16 protein-coding genes are annotated in these 14,644 nt (G+C 72.2%); 8 read left to right on the forward strand and 8 right to left on the reverse strand.

Going from position 1 to position 14,644, the window contains the following annotated elements:
* The first annotated feature begins 159 nt into the window (after positions 1–159).
* Positions 160–624, forward strand: a complete 465-nt coding sequence (locus AC0665_RS35495) for an ATP-binding protein (protein WP_468406191.1) — start codon at positions 160–162, stop codon at positions 622–624.
* 215 nt (positions 625–839) lie between these two features.
* Here the strand turns inward: AC0665_RS35495 and AC0665_RS35500 are convergent, their stop codons facing one another.
* Entirely contained in the window at positions 840–1,727 is an 888-nt protein-coding gene (locus tag AC0665_RS35500; RefSeq protein ID WP_283969118.1) for an RNA polymerase sigma factor SigF, read from the reverse strand.
* Positions 1,728–1,929: 202 nt separating this feature from the next.
* Between AC0665_RS35500 and AC0665_RS35505 the strand changes: the two genes are divergently transcribed.
* On the forward strand, positions 1,930–2,343 hold the full coding sequence (locus AC0665_RS35505; protein WP_468406193.1) for a helix-turn-helix domain-containing protein: 414 nt from the start codon (positions 1,930–1,932) through the stop codon (positions 2,341–2,343).
* 18 nt (positions 2,344–2,361) lie between these two features.
* Here the strand turns inward: AC0665_RS35505 and AC0665_RS35510 are convergent, their stop codons facing one another.
* A complete protein-coding gene (locus AC0665_RS35510; RefSeq protein ID WP_366053599.1) occupies positions 2,362–2,964 on the reverse strand; it encodes an ATP-dependent Clp protease proteolytic subunit in 603 nt (200 codons plus the stop codon).
* On the reverse strand, positions 2,964–3,605 hold the full coding sequence (locus tag AC0665_RS35515; RefSeq protein WP_142166043.1) for an ATP-dependent Clp protease proteolytic subunit: 642 nt from the start codon (positions 3,603–3,605) through the stop codon (positions 2,964–2,966). The genes AC0665_RS35510 and AC0665_RS35515 overlap by 1 nt, the downstream gene beginning before the upstream one ends.
* Positions 3,606–3,859: 254 nt before the next feature.
* On the opposite strand from AC0665_RS35515, the gene AC0665_RS35520 reads away from it, so the two are divergent.
* The gene (locus AC0665_RS35520) at positions 3,860–4,342 is read left to right on the forward strand and encodes a VOC family protein (RefSeq protein WP_478706603.1); all 483 of its coding nucleotides are present in this window, start codon (positions 3,860–3,862) and stop codon (positions 4,340–4,342) included.
* Between the two features lie 40 nt (positions 4,343–4,382).
* Here AC0665_RS35520 and AC0665_RS35525 read toward each other — a convergent pair whose 3' ends face one another.
* Together AC0665_RS35525 and AC0665_RS35530 are read right to left on the reverse strand one after the other, a co-directional pair.
* Positions 4,383–5,273 carry an aminoglycoside phosphotransferase family protein gene (locus tag AC0665_RS35525; RefSeq protein ID WP_478706604.1) on the reverse strand — a complete coding sequence of 297 codons (891 nt, stop codon included), beginning with the start codon at positions 5,271–5,273 and terminating at the stop codon, positions 4,383–4,385.
* A gap of 18 nt (positions 5,274–5,291) precedes the next feature.
* Complete coding sequence (locus tag AC0665_RS35530) at positions 5,292–6,191, reverse strand: SGNH/GDSL hydrolase family protein (RefSeq protein ID WP_478610632.1); 900 nt, start codon at positions 6,189–6,191, stop codon at positions 5,292–5,294.
* Positions 6,192–6,398: 207 nt separating this feature from the next.
* Here AC0665_RS35530 and AC0665_RS35535 point away from each other — a divergent pair, with 207 nt between their 5' ends.
* Positions 6,399–7,196: a VOC family protein gene (locus tag AC0665_RS35535; protein WP_478706605.1), complete on the forward strand. Its 798-nt coding sequence runs from the start codon at positions 6,399–6,401 to the stop codon at positions 7,194–7,196.
* A 41-nt stretch (positions 7,197–7,237) separates the two neighbouring features.
* Positions 7,238–7,951 carry a ribonuclease H family protein gene (locus tag AC0665_RS35540; RefSeq protein WP_478706606.1) on the forward strand — a complete coding sequence of 238 codons (714 nt, stop codon included), beginning with the start codon at positions 7,238–7,240 and terminating at the stop codon, positions 7,949–7,951.
* On the opposite strand, the gene melC2 is transcribed toward AC0665_RS35540, so the two are convergent.
* Positions 7,952–8,773, reverse strand: a complete 822-nt coding sequence (gene melC2 / locus AC0665_RS35545; protein WP_478706607.1) for a tyrosinase MelC2 — start codon at positions 8,771–8,773, stop codon at positions 7,952–7,954.
* A gap of 43 nt (positions 8,774–8,816) precedes the next feature.
* A complete protein-coding gene (melC1, locus tag AC0665_RS35550; protein WP_468406208.1) occupies positions 8,817–9,185 on the reverse strand; it encodes an apotyrosinase chaperone MelC1 in 369 nt (122 codons plus the stop codon).
* 341 nt (positions 9,186–9,526) lie between these two features.
* Here melC1 and AC0665_RS35555 point away from each other — a divergent pair, with 341 nt between their 5' ends.
* The 3 genes from AC0665_RS35555 to AC0665_RS35565 all read left to right on the forward strand — a co-directional run bounded on the left by AC0665_RS35555 (position 9,527) and on the right by AC0665_RS35565 (position 12,900).
* Entirely contained in the window at positions 9,527–10,756 is a 1,230-nt protein-coding gene (locus AC0665_RS35555) for an FAD-dependent monooxygenase (RefSeq protein WP_478610626.1), read from the forward strand.
* Positions 10,757–10,828: 72 nt separating this feature from the next.
* Positions 10,829–12,319, forward strand: a complete 1,491-nt coding sequence (locus AC0665_RS35560; RefSeq protein ID WP_478610624.1) for an MFS transporter — start codon at positions 10,829–10,831, stop codon at positions 12,317–12,319.
* Positions 12,316–12,900 (forward strand): TetR/AcrR family transcriptional regulator, encoded by a 585-nt coding sequence (locus AC0665_RS35565; RefSeq protein WP_478706608.1) that lies wholly within the window; start codon positions 12,316–12,318, stop codon positions 12,898–12,900. The genes AC0665_RS35560 and AC0665_RS35565 overlap by 4 nt, the downstream gene beginning before the upstream one ends.
* Here the strand turns inward: AC0665_RS35565 and AC0665_RS35570 are convergent.
* Positions 12,897–14,621 (reverse strand): cholesterol oxidase substrate-binding domain-containing protein, encoded by a 1,725-nt coding sequence (locus tag AC0665_RS35570; RefSeq protein ID WP_478706609.1) that lies wholly within the window; start codon positions 14,619–14,621, stop codon positions 12,897–12,899. The genes AC0665_RS35565 and AC0665_RS35570 overlap by 4 nt on opposite strands.
* Positions 14,622–14,644: the final 23 nt, after the last annotated feature.

A 14,644-nucleotide genomic window follows, 5' to 3' on the forward strand; every position in this document is an offset into this window, starting at 1 on the left:
GCCCTCGGCCGGCCTCGATTCTTTCCGGGTGCCCCGCGGACAGGGGACAATGCCCGGCGTACCGAACAGGCGCGGATCTGTCAGGACTGCGAAGCCCGACTCGGGGTACGAGCACTGGTGCAGAGCGTCCGGCCGGCCCGGCTTCCCAGAGAGAAAAGAATGATCGATCACCTGGACGGGGCAGTGATACCGACTGGTTTCGACGTGCCCGTTGAACCGCTGAGGCGAGCGGCCCACTACACCGGCGAGCCGGGGTGCATCGCCGAGGCGCGGTCCTTCGCCGCGCTCTTTCTCGACCAGCTCAGGACCGAGTGGTGCGCGCGTGTCGACGAGCGTGTCGACGGCGCCGTCCTGCTGGTGGTGAGCGAGCTGGTCACCAACGCCGACCGGCACAGCAACGGCCCCTACATCCTGGAGCTCGACGGCACCGACACCGCGGTGACGGTGTCGGTCTACGACAGCAGCTCCGCACTGCCCCGCATCTTCCCCCGCGACCCCGAGCGCATCGGCCGGCACGGCCTGGAGATCGTCCACGCGCTCGCGGAGCAGGTCAGCGTGGAACGGGTACCGGTGGGCAAGCGGGTGCGCGCCGTGCTGCCTCTCGCCGACGCTGCCAACGGCTGAGCCGCCCGGGTGAGGTACGTCACCCCGGCGGCTCAGCGTCACGCCTGTCTGGTGTGTCTGGTCCCGCGGTGGGCTCGTGCCGCGGCCGGCCGCGGCACCGCAGGTGCGGTGAGGCGCCGGCCCATCGGGAATCGGCGCGGGCCCACCGGGAACCGACGCACGAGTGCCGCCCCACTCCCGCGTGTGGGACGGCACTCACTGGTTCACCGGTGGTGTCAGGCGCAGCCCAGCTCGCCCAGCATGCCCTCGCGCAGCCGGGTGATGATGCGCTTGATCAGCCGGGAGACGTGCATCTGGGAGCAGCCGAGCCGCTCACCGATCTCCGCCTGGGTGGCCTCCTCCACGAACCGCATGTGGATGATCTGCCGGTCCCGCTCGCTGAGCTCGGCCATGAGCGGGGCGAGCGAGTGGAAGTCCTCGACGAGCCGCAGCCCGTCCTCCTCGACGCCGATGAAGTCGGCCAGGACCGCCTCGCCGCCCTCCGGGCCGTCACCGGTAAGCGCGGCGTCCAGCGACGACGAGTTGTACCCGTTCGCCGCGATCTGCCCCTCCACGACCTGACGCTCGGAGATGTTCATCAGCGTGGCCAGCTCGGCGACCGTCGGCTCGCGGTCCAGGCGGCTGGCGAGCTCCTCACGGGCCTTGGCCAGCTCCACACGCAGCTCCTGGAGCCGCCGCGGCACGTGCACGGCCCACGTCGTGTCCCGGAAGAAGCGCTTGATCTCGCCGACGATGTACGGCAGCGCGAAGGACGTGAACTCGACCTCGCGGGAGAGCTCGAACCGGTCGATCGCCTTGATCAGGCCGATCATGCCGGTCTGGACGATGTCCTCCATGTCGTCACCACGGCCCCGGAACCGTCCGGCCGCGAAACGCACGAGCGACATGTTCATCTCGATCAGGGTGTTGCGCGCGTACTGGTACTCGTGCGTGCCCTCTTCGAGTTCCGTCAGGCGCTGGAAGAACTGGCGGGACAGCTCCCTCGCGTCCCGCGGGGCCACGGACCGCGGGTCCACGACGCCCGGCAGTGCTCCGTCACCCGCGCCGGCTTCGGTGTTCTCTTCGACGACCTGTGCCTTCGACCGGATCACGGCGGTCTCCATTACCTCTCCCACGAACGTCACGGCGGACTTGCATAGGTACTCCCGAGTTGCGGGTACCCGGGATGACGCGCACCATGCCCTCCGATTTTCCCACAGGCGAAATCGTCGGGAATGTCCACTTCCCGTCCTGTCGTGCGGTGATTCCACCCAGGGCGGAACGCCGGGCCCTTCCCCCGGCGGCCCGGATTCCTAGGCTGGACGGGTGAGCAACCACCTGCCGAACGAAGCCCGAGTCATCCCGCTGCGCCCGCACGGTGCGCGTCCCGCCGGTGCGCCGCCGCGCCAGGCGCCGCGGTCCCCGGCCGCGAAGGAGCCGCTGTGGCGGGACCTGGTGGGTGACGTCCTGCGCCGCGAACGCCTCGCCCAGGAGCGCACCCTGAAGGACGTCGCCGACCAGGCGCGGATCTCCATGCCCTACCTCTCGGAGGTGGAGCGCGGCCGCAAGGAGGCCTCCTCGGAGGTCCTCGCGGCCGCCGCCCACGCCCTCGGACTGAACCTCGGCGACCTGCTGACCAGGGCGCAGGGGGAACTGGTCCGCGTCACCTCGCGCTACGCGGGCGGCAGCCGCCGCGGGGCGTCCACCTCGTCGCACGACGGCCTGGTGCTGGCCGCCTGAGCCGAACCGGCCGGCGCCTCAGACCCTCGCCAGGCGCCGGCTGAGCACCTCGTCGGCCAGCCCGTAGGACACCGCCTCCCGCGCGGTGAACACCTTGTCGCGGTCCATGTCGGCCCGCAGCGCCGTCACGTCGTGGTGGGTGTGCCGCGCCAGCACCTCCTCCACCTGGGAGCGGATCCGCACCATCTCCTTGGCCTGGAGCGCCAGGTCGGACACCATGCCGCGCTGCCCGCCCGCGGCCGGCTGGCCGAGCAGCACCCGTGAGTGCTCCAGCACGAACCGCCGCCCGGCGTCCCCGCCGGCCAGCAGCACGGCCGCCGTGGAGGCCGCCTGCCCGACGCAGAACGTGGAGATCGGCGCCTGCACGAAGGTCATGGTGTCGTAGATGGCCATGAGCGAGGTGAAGGAGCCGCCGGGGGAGTTGATGTAGATCGCGATCTCGCTCTCCGGGGAGGACGACTCCAGGTGGAGGAGCTGGGCGATCACGACGTTGGCGACGCCGTCGTCGATCTCGGTGCCGAGGAAGATGATCCGCTCGGACAGCAGCCGGCTGAAGACGTCGTAGGACCGCTCGCCCTGCGGAGTGCGCTCGACGACGTTCGGAATCGTGTACGAACCCATCACTGCAACCCCATCCTGCGCCGGGTGGCCGCGGGCCGGACGTCCGCCAGGGACTCCACGACCCGGTCCACCATGCCGTACTCCCTGGCCTCCTCGGCCGTGAACCAGCGGTCCCGGTCGCCGTCCCGGGAGATGGTCTCCGGGCTCTGGCCGGTGTGCTCGGCGGTGATCCGCTCGATGGTCCGCTTGGTGAACTCCAGGTTCTCCGCCTGGATCTCGATGTCGGCGGTGGTGCCGCCGATGCCGGCCGAGGGCTGGTGCATCATGATCCGCGCGTTGGGCAGGGCATAGCGCTTGCCCGGGGCGCCGACGCTCAGCAGGAACTGGCCCATGCTGGCCGCGAAGCCCATGGCCAGCGTGGAGACGTCGTTGGGGATGAGCCGCATCGTGTCGTAGATGGCGAGGCCCGCGTGCACCGCCCCGCCCGGGCTGTTGATGTACAGGCTGATGTCGGTGTGCGCGTCCTCCGCGGACAGGATGAGCAGCTGGGAGCAGACCCGGTTGGCGGAGACCTCGTCGACCTGGGTGCCCAGCAGCACGATGCGCTGTGCGAGCAGTTGTGCGGCCAGATGGTCGTCGAAGCGGGTCGGAGGGGTGTCGCCCTCCTCCGCCCGTGGGGCGAGCGTCGTGAGTGGAGTCATCGGTTCTCCTCGTCTCGGCAGCGAGCGCCGCGGACAGTCGGGGATGTGCCGTCGGCTCCACTGTTGACCTCCCACGACGCCAGTGAGCGGTTTCTCTGCCCTCGGCAGATCCGCTACCGGCAGAGCCCCGACGGACGCCGCTGCGAGCGGACGAAGGCGTCCTGTCGGGAAACGCGTGGGCCGTCCGGCGATGAGTTTCGCGGCCGGATCCGGTCGACAGAGGTGACAGCGTTTCCACGCGTGCGGGAGGACTCATGACCACCGACGGTTTCACCACGTGCCTCTGGTTCGACGGCCAGGCCGAGGAGGCCGCCCACCACTACGTCTCGATCTTCAAGAACTCCAGCATCGGCAGGATCGCGCGCTATCCCGAGGGAGCGCGCCAGGCCGCCGGCAGCGTGATGACGGTCGAGTTCACGGCCAACGGGCACCGGTTCCTCGGGCTGAACGGCGGCCCCCAGTTCTCGTTCACCGAGGCCACCTCCTTCATGATCTTCTGCGCGGACCAGGAGGAGATCGACTACTACTGGACCAGGCTCACCGAGAACGGCGGCGAGCCCGGCCCCTGCGGCTGGCTCAAGGACAGGTTCGGCGTGTCCTGGCAGGTCGTCCCGGAGCGGCTCCAGGACATGATCACCGACCCGGATCCGGCGAAGGTGGCCCGGGTGACCCAGGCCTTCATGGCGATGGGCAAGTTCGACATCGCCACCCTGGAGCAGGCGTACGCGGGCGAGTGAGGGGCCGGCCAGGGCCGTTCCCCCCGAGAACGGCCCTGACCTACGCGGCCTCGGCCAGGATCTCCCCGATGGTGTGCCGGGAGTTCTCGGCGACCGGCGGGTTGGTCTCCAGGTAGTACGGCAGCGCGATGACCGCGATCGACAGGGCCCAGCCCCGGGCCCGTGCCCATTCGGCATCCCCGGCGCCCACGGCCTCGCGGAACACCTCGCGGGCCGAGGCGGGCAGCACGCACCAGGCGCCGATGAGGTCGACGGCGGGGTCGCCGACCCCCACCGTGCCGAAGTCGATCACGGCGCTCAGCCGTCCGCCCGTGACCAGGAGGTTCCCGGCCATCAGGTCGCCGTGCGCCCAGAGAGGCGGCCCGGTGTGCTCCGGAGCCCGCAAGGCCTCTTCCCACACCTCGCTCACCGCGGCGGTGTCGACCCGCCCCCCGAGCTGCGCGAGTGCCTCACGCAGGAGGGGGTCCCGGGTCGCCAGCGGCACGCCCCGGTACCCGAGCGGTCCCTCCGACGCGTCGATGCGGCGCAGGGCGGTGACGTACGCCGCCAGGTCCCCGGCGAGCGCCGCGGGCCTCTCGAGCCTGCCGGGCACCGGGTTGCCGCCGTCCAGCCAGCTGTAGACCGACCAGGGCCAGGGGAAGCCGTCAGCGGGTTCGCCCCGGCCGACGGGTGCGGGCGAGGCGGTGGGCAGCGCCGGGCCCAGCCGGGGCAGCCAGCGCAGCTCGTGCGCGATGGCCTCCACGGCGCGGGGGTGCCGGGGGAGGCGGACGACCTTGTCCGGGCCGAGGCGGAACATGGCGTTCTCGGTCCCTGACGACTCCAGCCGCCGCAGCGGCAGCCCGGCCCACCGCGGGAACTGCCCGGCGATCAGCCGGCCGACGAGCGAGACGTCGATGTCCAGCTCGTCCTCATGCATGCGCACCGTGCTCATGGGTGCCCATTCGAGCGGTCAACGCGCCGCCTGTCGAATGGTTTTGGTGATCTCCCGCGCGATACGGAGGATTCCGGGGGAGCGGGCCGGGCAGGGCTTCGGCCTGGACGTCGTGGGGGCCAGGCAGAAGTGCAGATAGTCGTCGTCGCGGTGCAGGGCCGTGCGGTCACGGCCGGGCTGGGTGCACAAGCCGGGGTGGGCGCGCTCGTGGGCCGTGCACGGCAGGTACTGCGTCCAGGTGTAGCGGCCGGTGGCGGGGCTCACCGCCTTCCCGGCGTCCGCCACGAGGTCGCCGGAGGCGGCGGCCCGCTTCGCGTAGAGCGCGTTGACGCGCCGGACCCGCTCGGGGCTGATCGGGTCCGGGCCCTGCGACACCCAGACGATCCGTGGCCGGTCACCGCCCCCGGCCGCGGCGATCTGCTCGGTGAGCCGGCGCGCGTCGGCCTCGTAGCGGCCGAAGTACCGGGCCGGGGACGTGTCGTGGGTGATGCCGTCCATGCAGGGCGTGTAGCCCCAGGAATTCCCCCAGAACTGCAGGACCACGACGTCGGGCCGCAGTCGGCGCACCAGCGCGGCGGCCTTGTCGGCAGCGGGCACCAGGGACCGGTCGGCCGTGCCCTCCAGGTAGTCGCACAAGGTGGTCCCGGAGTACGGGGCCGCGGTGTACCGCGCCTTCAGGTCCCGGCGTAACTCCTGCCCGAGGACCTTCTGGCTCTCCATCGCCAGCGAGTCGCCGAGGTACAGCACCGTGGGAGCCCGTCTCGGCTCCGGCGCCGGGGAGGCGGGCGCGCGCTGGTGGGTGGGGGCCGACGCCCGGGGCGCGGCCGGCGCGGGTTTCCCGGGAGCGGAGGCGGGATCCCCGCACCCTCCGAGGAGCACCCCGGCCAGCAGAACCCCCACGACCCACGGCTTGCGCATACGGCAACTCCCGCCCCGGCCACCGAAACGGCACTCAGGCAAGCACAGCCGCGCCACGGAGGGAAGACGGACACCGGCCGCGATGGCCGGGACCGGCCGGTTCCGGCCCGTGCGGGAGGGTACGCACCCGCTCGGCGCGCGGGCCGGCGCCGGGGTGGCTAGCGTGAGGAAACGGACGATTTCACCCCTGCGGAGAGGGCCGTGACCATGGCCGTGCAACCTGAGGGAAGCCCCTGCTGGGCCGACGCGATGTTCGGCGACGTCGAAGGGGCCAAGAGCTTCTACGGAGACGTCCTGGGCTGGACCTTCGCCGAGGCCTCGACGGAGTTCGGCGACTACACGGAGGCCTACGCGCACGGCAAGGCGGTCGCCGCCGTCGTCCCGCCCGTGCCCGGCCAGGAGGGCCTGTCGCAGTGGTGCCTCTACTTCGCGTCCCAGGACGCCGCCGCCACCGCCGCCCGGATCCGTGACCACGGCGGCGAGGTGCTGATGGAACTGATGCGGGTCTCCGACTTCGGCACCATGTGCCTGGCCCGCGACCCCGCGGGCGTCGTCTTCGGCGTCTGGCAGGCGGGCACCCACGAGGGCTTCCAGACGACGGGCGGGCCCGGCGCCTACACATGGGCGGAGGTCTTCACCCGCGAGCCGGAGAAGTCCGACGCGTTCTTCCCCGCCGTCTTCTCCTACCGGCAGCGGGACATGGAGGACGGCGAGATGAGCTTCCGGATCTACGACCTCGGTGAGCGCACCGTACTGGGCCGGATGAAGATGGGCGAGGAGTTCCCGCCGCAGATGCGGCCCTACATCAACGTCTACTTCGGGGTCGAGGACTGCGACGCGGCCGTGGCCAGGGCCACCGAGCTCGGCGGTGTGCTGCGCTTCGGCCCGATGACCACCCCCTTCGGCCGCTTCGCGGCGATCAGCGACCCGCAGGGCGCGAACTTCTCGGTGATCGACACCACGACGACCGAGGGTGAGATGCCGAAGCTGACCGACGTGGCGTAGGCACCCGGACCTCCCGGCCGGGCGCCCCTGACGGCCATGGCATGATCGAGCGCATGCGTGAACGTGTAGTGGCCGCGTGTGACGGGGCTTCGAAGGGAAATCCCGGACCAGCGGGCTGGGCCTGGGTCGTCGCCGACGCTTCCGAGACACCGCAGCGGTGGGAGGCGGGACCGCTCGGCAAGGCCACCAACAACGTCGCCGAACTCACCGCGCTGGAGCGCCTGCTGGCGGCGACCGACCCGGACGTGCCGCTCGAGATCCGGATGGACTCGCAGTACGCCATGAAGGCCGTCACCACCTGGCTGCCCGGCTGGAAGCGCAACGGCTGGAAAACCTCCGCGGGCAAGCCGGTCGCCAACCAGGAGCTCGTCGTGCGCATCGACGAACTCCTGGACGGCCGCTCGGTCGAGTTCCGCTACGTCCCGGCCCACCAGGTCGACGGCGATCGGCTCAACGACTTCGCCGACCGCGCCGCCAGCCAGGCCGCCACCGTCCAGGAGCCCGCGGGCAGCGGCCTCGGCTCCCCGGAGCCGCCGCCCGCCCCGGACATCCCGGTGAAGGCCCCGCGCTCCCGGCCGGGCGGCGGCGCGGCCCGCACCGCCAAGACCGCGGGAGGCAAGGGCTCCGCGCGCACCATCAAGGCGAAGTTTCCCGGGCGCTGCCAGTGCGGCCGCTCCTACGCGGCCGGTGAGCCCATCGCCAAGAACGACAGCGGCTGGGGCCATCCGGAGTGCCGCACCGGCGCGACCGTCTGATCAGACGTCGAACGTGTAGTGCGGGGTGTGGTCCAGCAGGTCCGCCGGGCTGGTGTCGTGCCACGGCCGCATCGTCTCGTTGAGGTCGATCACGTTCGGCGTGCCCGCGACGGGCAGATAGCCGGAACCGGGGTGCAGGCGCTGCCACTGCGCCCACAGCTTGTCTATGTAGGCGTGGTGCAGCCAGAACACCGGGTCGTTGGGGGATGCCCCGGTGGCCATGTGCCCGCCGACCCAGACATGGACGCGGTTGTGCAGGTTGACGCCCCGCCACCCTTCGAGGTGGTTGCGGAAGCCGTCCGAGCCGCTGTTCCAGGGCGCCATGTCGTACGTGGGCATCGCCAGCACCGACTCGACGTCGGCCCGCGTCGGCAGGTCACGGCCGCCGGAGCCCAGGGAGCGGCGCAGGAACGTCCGGCCGTCGACCCGCACGTTGATGGGCCAGTTCCCGCTCGACACGGAGAACGGCCCGTCCGTCACCCGGCCGTCCCGCTCCCGCCCGGTCCCCCCGAGGAAGTCGGGCGCCCACAGCGAGGCGCGCGGGGTGTGGTCGACGGTCCAGTCCCAGTACGGCAGTGTCACCGACGGGTCCACCGACTGCAGCGCCCGCTCGAACTCCAGAAGGAATCTTCGGTGCCAGGGCAGGAAGGACGGGGAACGGTGCCCCGTGCGTTCGCCGTTGTCGGTGTCGGAGACGATGAAGGCGTTGTGCGTCGTCACGAACTCGTCGTAGCGGCCGCTGCGCTTCAGCTCCAGCAGCGCGGCGACGAAACGCCGCTTCTCGTCGGCGGTCAGGGTGGACTGGTTCTTGCGGACGGCCATGTGCGGTTGCTCCAGGTGCTGTGCGGTGCGTGTGCGGTGCGGGTCAGTTGGCGGGGAGGGGCAGCAGCGGCGCGCCCTGCAGCTCGTCCACCGCGGCGCGGGCGGCGGCACGCGGGGTGGCCACCGGGTCGTAGTGGCTGACGACGCTGATCCAGCTGCCGTCGGCGTTGCGCATCACGTGCAGCTCCACCCCGTCGACGAACACCGCGTATCCGGCGCCGTGATGGCCGTGGTGACCGGACCCGGTGGCCGGCCGGCCCTGTATCCGGCGGCCCCGGTAGACCTCGTCGAAGGCCCGGGGCGCGTCATGGTGTCCGGCGGCCGAGGCCGGGGTGGTCGCTGACGACGTCCCCGCGCCGACGGCGAGGACGGCCGCGGCGGTGAGCGCGCGACGACGGCTGAGTTCCGGCATACGGACCTCCTGGGTCGGTTTCGGTCGATGACCCCGCATGCCTACCGGGCCGCCCGTCATCGGGAGAAATTCGCGCGAGCCGGTTGGCTGCGATCCGGGCAATTCCCCTTATGTCGTGCAAGGTTGAACGAAGATGATCTTGTCGCGAAGGGGCGGTGCGCACGTCCGGAAGGGGAAATTCCACCCGCAGGGGGTGACGTGGCGGATGTTTCTGCCGGGGTGATCCGCTGCTCGTGGTACGCGTCACCCCGCGAAACTGGCGCGATCCGGCGGTCCGGTCGACGGCGCCCGCCTGCTGCTACTCTGCGTCGGCAATCGACAGCTCTCGGTCATTCTCAGGGGTGTGCGTGAAGGTCGCCTGTGTCGGCGGCGGGCCCGCCGGTCTGTATCTCTCGATCCTGCTCAAACGGCAGGACCCGTCCCGCGACGTCACCGTCCATGAACGCGATCCGGAGGGCTCCACCTACGGCTGGGGCGTGACCTACTGGCGCGGCCTGCTCGACCGGCTCCACGAGCAGGACCCCGAGTCCGCGCGCGCCCTCGCCGCCGACTCCGTGCGGTGGAGCGACGGCGTCGCCCATGTCCGGGACCTGACGACCCGGCACAGCGGTGACCAGGGTCACGGCATCGGCCGCCACCGGCTGCTGGAGATCCTCGCCGCCCGGGCCCGCGACCTCGGCGTACGGCTGGAGTACGAGCGCGAGATCACCCCGGGCGACCTGCCCCCCGACGCCGACCTCGTCGTGGCCGCCGACGGTGTCCGCAGCGCCCTGCGCACCCACCACAGCGCCCACTTCGGCACCCGGCTCACGCCCGGGCGCAACCCCTACGTCTGGCTCGGCACCACCAAAGTCTTCGACGCCTTCACCTTCGCCTTCGTGGAGACCACTCACGGCTGGATCTGGCTCTACGGCTACGGCTACGGTCCCGACCGCAGCACCTGCGTCGTCGAGTGCGCGCCGCAGACCTGGACCGGGCTCGGCCTCGACCGGGCGGGCGAGGCCGAGGGACGCGCCCTCCTGGAGCGGCTCTTCGCCGGCGTCCTCGACGGCCACCCCCTCCTCGGCCGCCCCGGCGGAACCGCCTGGCAGACCTTCCGCACCCTGACGAACGACACCTGGCGGCACGGCAACCTCGTCCTGCTCGGCGACGCCGCGCACACCACCCACTACTCGATCGGCGCCGGCACCACGCTCGCTCTGGAGGACGCGATCGCCCTGGCCGGCGCGCTGCGCGAGCACACGGACCTCCCGCAGGCCCTCGCCCGCTACGAAAGGGAGCGCAAGGCGGCCCTCCTGCCCGCACAGAGCGCGGCCCGCTACAGCGCCCAGTGGTACGAGAACCTGCCGCGCTACATGCACCTGCCCCCGGAGCGCATGTTCGCCCTGCTCGGACAGCGCCACTCGCCCCTGCTGCCCTGCATCCCGCCCCAGGTGTACTACCGGCTCGACCGGGCGGCCGGGCAGCTGGAGCCGCTGCGCCGGTTCAAGCGCTGGCTCGGCCCGAAGGTCGCGCGGACGGCGCACGCGCGGTCGCAGGCCACTCGCGAACGGGTACAGAGACCTGGGTGAATTGTCATTCACCCATTAAGGTGAATGACAATTCACCCGCGCCCTCGCCCGGCGCTGCCCGCTGGAGTGCCGATGGACCAGACCGCCGCTGTACGCAAGCCGCCCGGCACGAGCACCGTCCGGGAGCGGCTCACCGTCCCGGTGCTCGCCTTCGGCGGCATCCTCATGGCCGTCATGCAGACCGTGGTGGTGCCCCTGCTGCCCGACCTGCCCCGTCTGACCGGGGCCTCGGCGGGCACCGTCTCCTGGATGGTCACGGCCACACTGCTGTCCGGCGCCGTCCTCACCCCCGTCCTCGGCCGGGCCGGCGACATGTACGGCAAGCGGCGGGTACTGATGGCGGCCCTCGGGCTGATGACCGCCGGTTCGGTGCTGTGCGCCCTGACCTCCGACATCGGCGTGCTCATCGCCGCCCGCACCCTGTCCGGAGCCGCCGCGGCGGTCGTCCCGCTGTCCATCAGCATCCTGCGGGACGAACTGCCGCCCGAGCGCCGGGGATCGGCCGTGGCGCTGATGAGCTCCACCGTCGGCATCGGCGCCGCGCTCGGCCTGCCGCTGGCCGCGGTGATCGTGCAGTACGCGAACTGGCACACCATGTTCTGGGTGACCGGCGCCCTGGGAGCAGCGGGCGTGACCTTGGTCTGCTGGGCGGTCCGCGAGTCGCCCGTGCGCGAGCCCGGCCGGTTCGACGTCCCGGGCACCCTGGGGCTCGCCGCGGGCCTGGTCTGCCTGCTGCTCGGGGTCTCCCAGGGCGGGCAGTGGGGCTGGGGCAGCGGGCGGGTCGTAGGTCTGTTCGCCGCCGCCGTCGCGGTGCTCGCGCTGTGGTCGTGGCAGCAGCTGCGGGCCGAACGGCCGCTGGTGGACCTGCGCCTGGCGGTGCGGCCCCGGGTCGGCCTGTCCCACGTGGCCGCGCTGCTCGCCGGGTTCGCCTTCTACGCCAACACCCTCGTCACCGCCCAGCTGGTGCAGGCACCCGAGGCCACCGGGTACGGACTCGGGCTGTCCATCGTCGCCACCGGCCTGTGCCTGCTGCCCGGCGGCATCGTCATGCTGCTGCTGTCGCCCGTCTCCGCCCGGATCTCCGCCGCACGCGGGCCGCGCATCACGCTGGCCCTCGGGGCGACCGTCATCGCCGCCGGGTACGCGGTGCGCATCGCCGACAGCCGTGAACTGTGGATGATCATCTGCGGGGCCACGGTCGTGGCGACCGGCACCACGCTGGCCTACTCGGCGCTGCCCACCCTCGTCCTGCGGGCCGTACCGCCCGGGCAGACGGCCTCCGCCAACGGCGTCAACGTCCTGATGCGCACGATCGGCCAGGCCGGCTCCAGCGCCGCCGTGGCCGCCGTCCTGGTGCACCACACCAGCCCGGTCGACGGCGCCCCGGTGCCCACCCTGCACGGCTATCTGCTCGCGTTCGCGATGGCCGGGGCGGTCGCGCTGGTGGCCGCCGCGGCGGCGCTGTGCATCCCCGGCGACTCCCGACCCGCCGTCCAGGACGGCCCGGACCGCGCCCCGGGGCGCACCCGGGGCGCGCGTGACGAGGAGATGGAGGGAGCATGAGTGCCGTGAGCACTCCACCCGTCACGCCCACACCCGCACGCCGGGACGCCGAATCGACCAAGGCGGCCATCCTGAAAGCGGCCCGCCACCTCCTGGCCCGGCACGCGCACGGCGACATCACCCTCAAGGCCGTCGCCGACCGCGCCGGGGTGAGCCCACCGCTGATCCTGAAGTACTTCGGCAACAAGGACACGCTGTTCGCCCGGGTCATGTCCTTCGAGGCCGACGCCGAGGCCCTGCTGGCGGCGCCGCTGGAGGAACTGGGCCCGCACATGGTCCGGCACGTGCTGCTCAGCCAGTCCGAGCAGGGCGTCGACCCGCTGCTGCGGATCGTCTTCGCGCCTTTGCACGGCGAGCAGGGCGACATCCTGCGCGCCAACTTCCGCACCCAGGTGACCGACCGCCTCACCGCCCGGCTCACCGGCCCGGACCCGGGCCTGCGCGCCGAACTGGCCGTCGCCGGCCTGCTCGGCCTCGGGGTGATGTACGGCATCGCCCGGGGCACCGAGCTGAGGGCGAGCGCGGTCGACGCCCTGGTGGACCGCTACGCCCCGACCGTGCAGGCGTACCTCACGCCCTAGCCGAACAGCCGGTCCAGAAAGGCGTTGCCGTACACGCCGTGCGGGTCAAGACGGTCCAGCACCGCGTCCGCCTCCGTCCATGCGGCCGAGCCGACCGCCGCCGGGACGACGCTGTCCAGCACCTCGTCGTCGCTCCACACCCCGTCGTCGGTGTACGCCCAGCCCTTGGACCACTCGACCCGGGTGAGCGCGAAGCCGCCGTCGAAGGTGCGCAGCAGGAACCGCTCGATCTCGCGCAGGAACGCCTCCGCGCCCGGCGTGCCCGGCAGCGTCAGGATGTCCAGCCACACGGCCGTGTCCCACTCCGGGTGGTCCTCGGGCGGCCGGAGCGCCGACAGCAGCGGCGGACGGGCCCCGGCCACCCCCGCGTCCGCCGGGTCGTCGACGCCGGTCACCCGGATCTCCACCGAGCCGTTGACCGGGAAGCCGCCCCGGGCGGACCAGGCCGTCAGCCGCTCGCGGTAGAACGCGGCGAACTCGGCGACGACCCGCTGCACCCGGTCCCGTGAGGTGAGGACCGCGTAGCCGTTGGCGGGCACGCGCAGCGTGGTCGGTTTCAGGTACAGCAGCGTGTTCTTGGACGGGCCCCACAGGTCGGCGGACAGCGTCGTCACCAGGCCGAGCGCGGCGGCCTCGTACTGCGCGGTCCCCAGCGCCGGTGCCAGGTACCAGGCCGCCTCCGACGTCATCCGCCCGGCCAGCTCCGCCACCGGCCCCGGGATGTTGTCCGAGAACGGGTAGTTGTACGGCCGGGTCACCTTCCGCGAGGTCAGTGGCCGGGTGGGGGAGACGCTCCACACCTTGAGCCAGGGATGCTCGGTGAAGGCGAACCAGATCGCCTCGACGCGCCCCGCCTCGTCGAGGAAACTCGCGAAGGTCCGCTCCCCGCCGGAGCCTGGCGCGGCGAAGAGCTCCCCGGCCGGGATGTCCGTACGGCTCACGCAGCGCAGGTCGGTGTTCGCCCCCACCCGCAGCACGACCTCGGTCACCAGCGACCGCCCGAGGTGGGTCAGCAGCGCGGCACAGTCCGTCTCGTCACGGTGGAAGGTGCGCAGCACGTAGGCGCCGGCCCGGGCGTCCCACACCACCGCCGTCAGGGACAGGATCAGATTGCTGAGCGAGCCGTAGGTGTGCCCGGGCCGGCGGCGCTCGCCCCGTGCGGGTACGGCGGTGCCGTGCGCGTCGACGGCGAGGGCGCCGCCCAGGGTGAGCACACCGGGGGCGGGGGAGGCGGTCACTCCGAGGCCGTGCTCCTCCAGGAAGGTCAGCAGCGCCTCCAGGGTCACGCCGGTGCCGGCCCGCACGGCGGTGGGGGAGTCCAGCGCCAGGCCCGTGAGGTGGGGTTCGGTGTCGACGAGCAGGACCGGCGCCCCGGACCGCGTCCCCTCCGTGACCGTCAGCGGCGACCAGCCGTGCGAGGCACCCCGGGCGCGCACCCGCCACCCGTGCCGCCACGCCCAGTTGACGACGGCGACCACCTCGTCCGGACCATCCGGCGCACATGCCCACAGGCCGTCCGCCGTGATCTCGCCGACCCAGTTCCGGTGCGCCGAGCGGTACAACGCGACGCCATCGGGGAAGTCCGGCAACTCCGCGGCGGCGACGGCCGGATCGGCCGGCAGCCCCGGCACCACGGCCAGCGCGGCGGCGGTGAGGAGGAAGCCCCGGCGGGTCAGGGGCGAGTCGTCCGCAGAGTGGTTGTCCGCTGAACCAATGGTCACGTGAAGCACGCTAGAGGCCGGTG

It is taken from the genome of Streptomyces sp. NPDC043685, from assembly GCF_056436585.1.

Coding starts and splice junctions, on each gene's coding strand:
- AC0665_RS35500 (WP_283969118.1), bottom strand. CDS start 1,727: ATGGAGACCGCCGTGATCCGGTCGAAGGCACAGGTCGTCGAAGAGAAC.
- AC0665_RS35540 (WP_478706606.1), top strand. CDS start 7,238: ATGATCGAGCGCATGCGTGAACGTGTAGTGGCCGCGTGTGACGGGGCT.
- AC0665_RS35510 (WP_366053599.1), bottom strand. CDS start 2,964: ATGGGTTCGTACACGATTCCGAACGTCGTCGAGCGCACTCCGCAGGGC.
- AC0665_RS35565 (WP_478706608.1), top strand. CDS start 12,316: ATGAGTGCCGTGAGCACTCCACCCGTCACGCCCACACCCGCACGCCGG.
- melC2 (WP_478706607.1), bottom strand. CDS start 8,773: ATGGCCGTCCGCAAGAACCAGTCCACCCTGACCGCCGACGAGAAGCGG.
- AC0665_RS35535 (WP_478706605.1), top strand. CDS start 6,399: ATGGCCGTGCAACCTGAGGGAAGCCCCTGCTGGGCCGACGCGATGTTC.
- AC0665_RS35515 (WP_142166043.1), bottom strand. CDS start 3,605: ATGACTCCACTCACGACGCTCGCCCCACGGGCGGAGGAGGGCGACACC.
- AC0665_RS35495 (WP_468406191.1), top strand. CDS start 160: ATGATCGATCACCTGGACGGGGCAGTGATACCGACTGGTTTCGACGTG.
- AC0665_RS35520 (WP_478706603.1), top strand. CDS start 3,860: ATGACCACCGACGGTTTCACCACGTGCCTCTGGTTCGACGGCCAGGCC.
- AC0665_RS35525 (WP_478706604.1), bottom strand. CDS start 5,273: ATGAGCACGGTGCGCATGCATGAGGACGAGCTGGACATCGACGTCTCG.
- AC0665_RS35530 (WP_478610632.1), bottom strand. CDS start 6,191: ATGCGCAAGCCGTGGGTCGTGGGGGTTCTGCTGGCCGGGGTGCTCCTC.
- melC1 (WP_468406208.1), bottom strand. CDS start 9,185: ATGCCGGAACTCAGCCGTCGTCGCGCGCTCACCGCCGCGGCCGTCCTC.
- AC0665_RS35560 (WP_478610624.1), top strand. CDS start 10,829: ATGGACCAGACCGCCGCTGTACGCAAGCCGCCCGGCACGAGCACCGTC.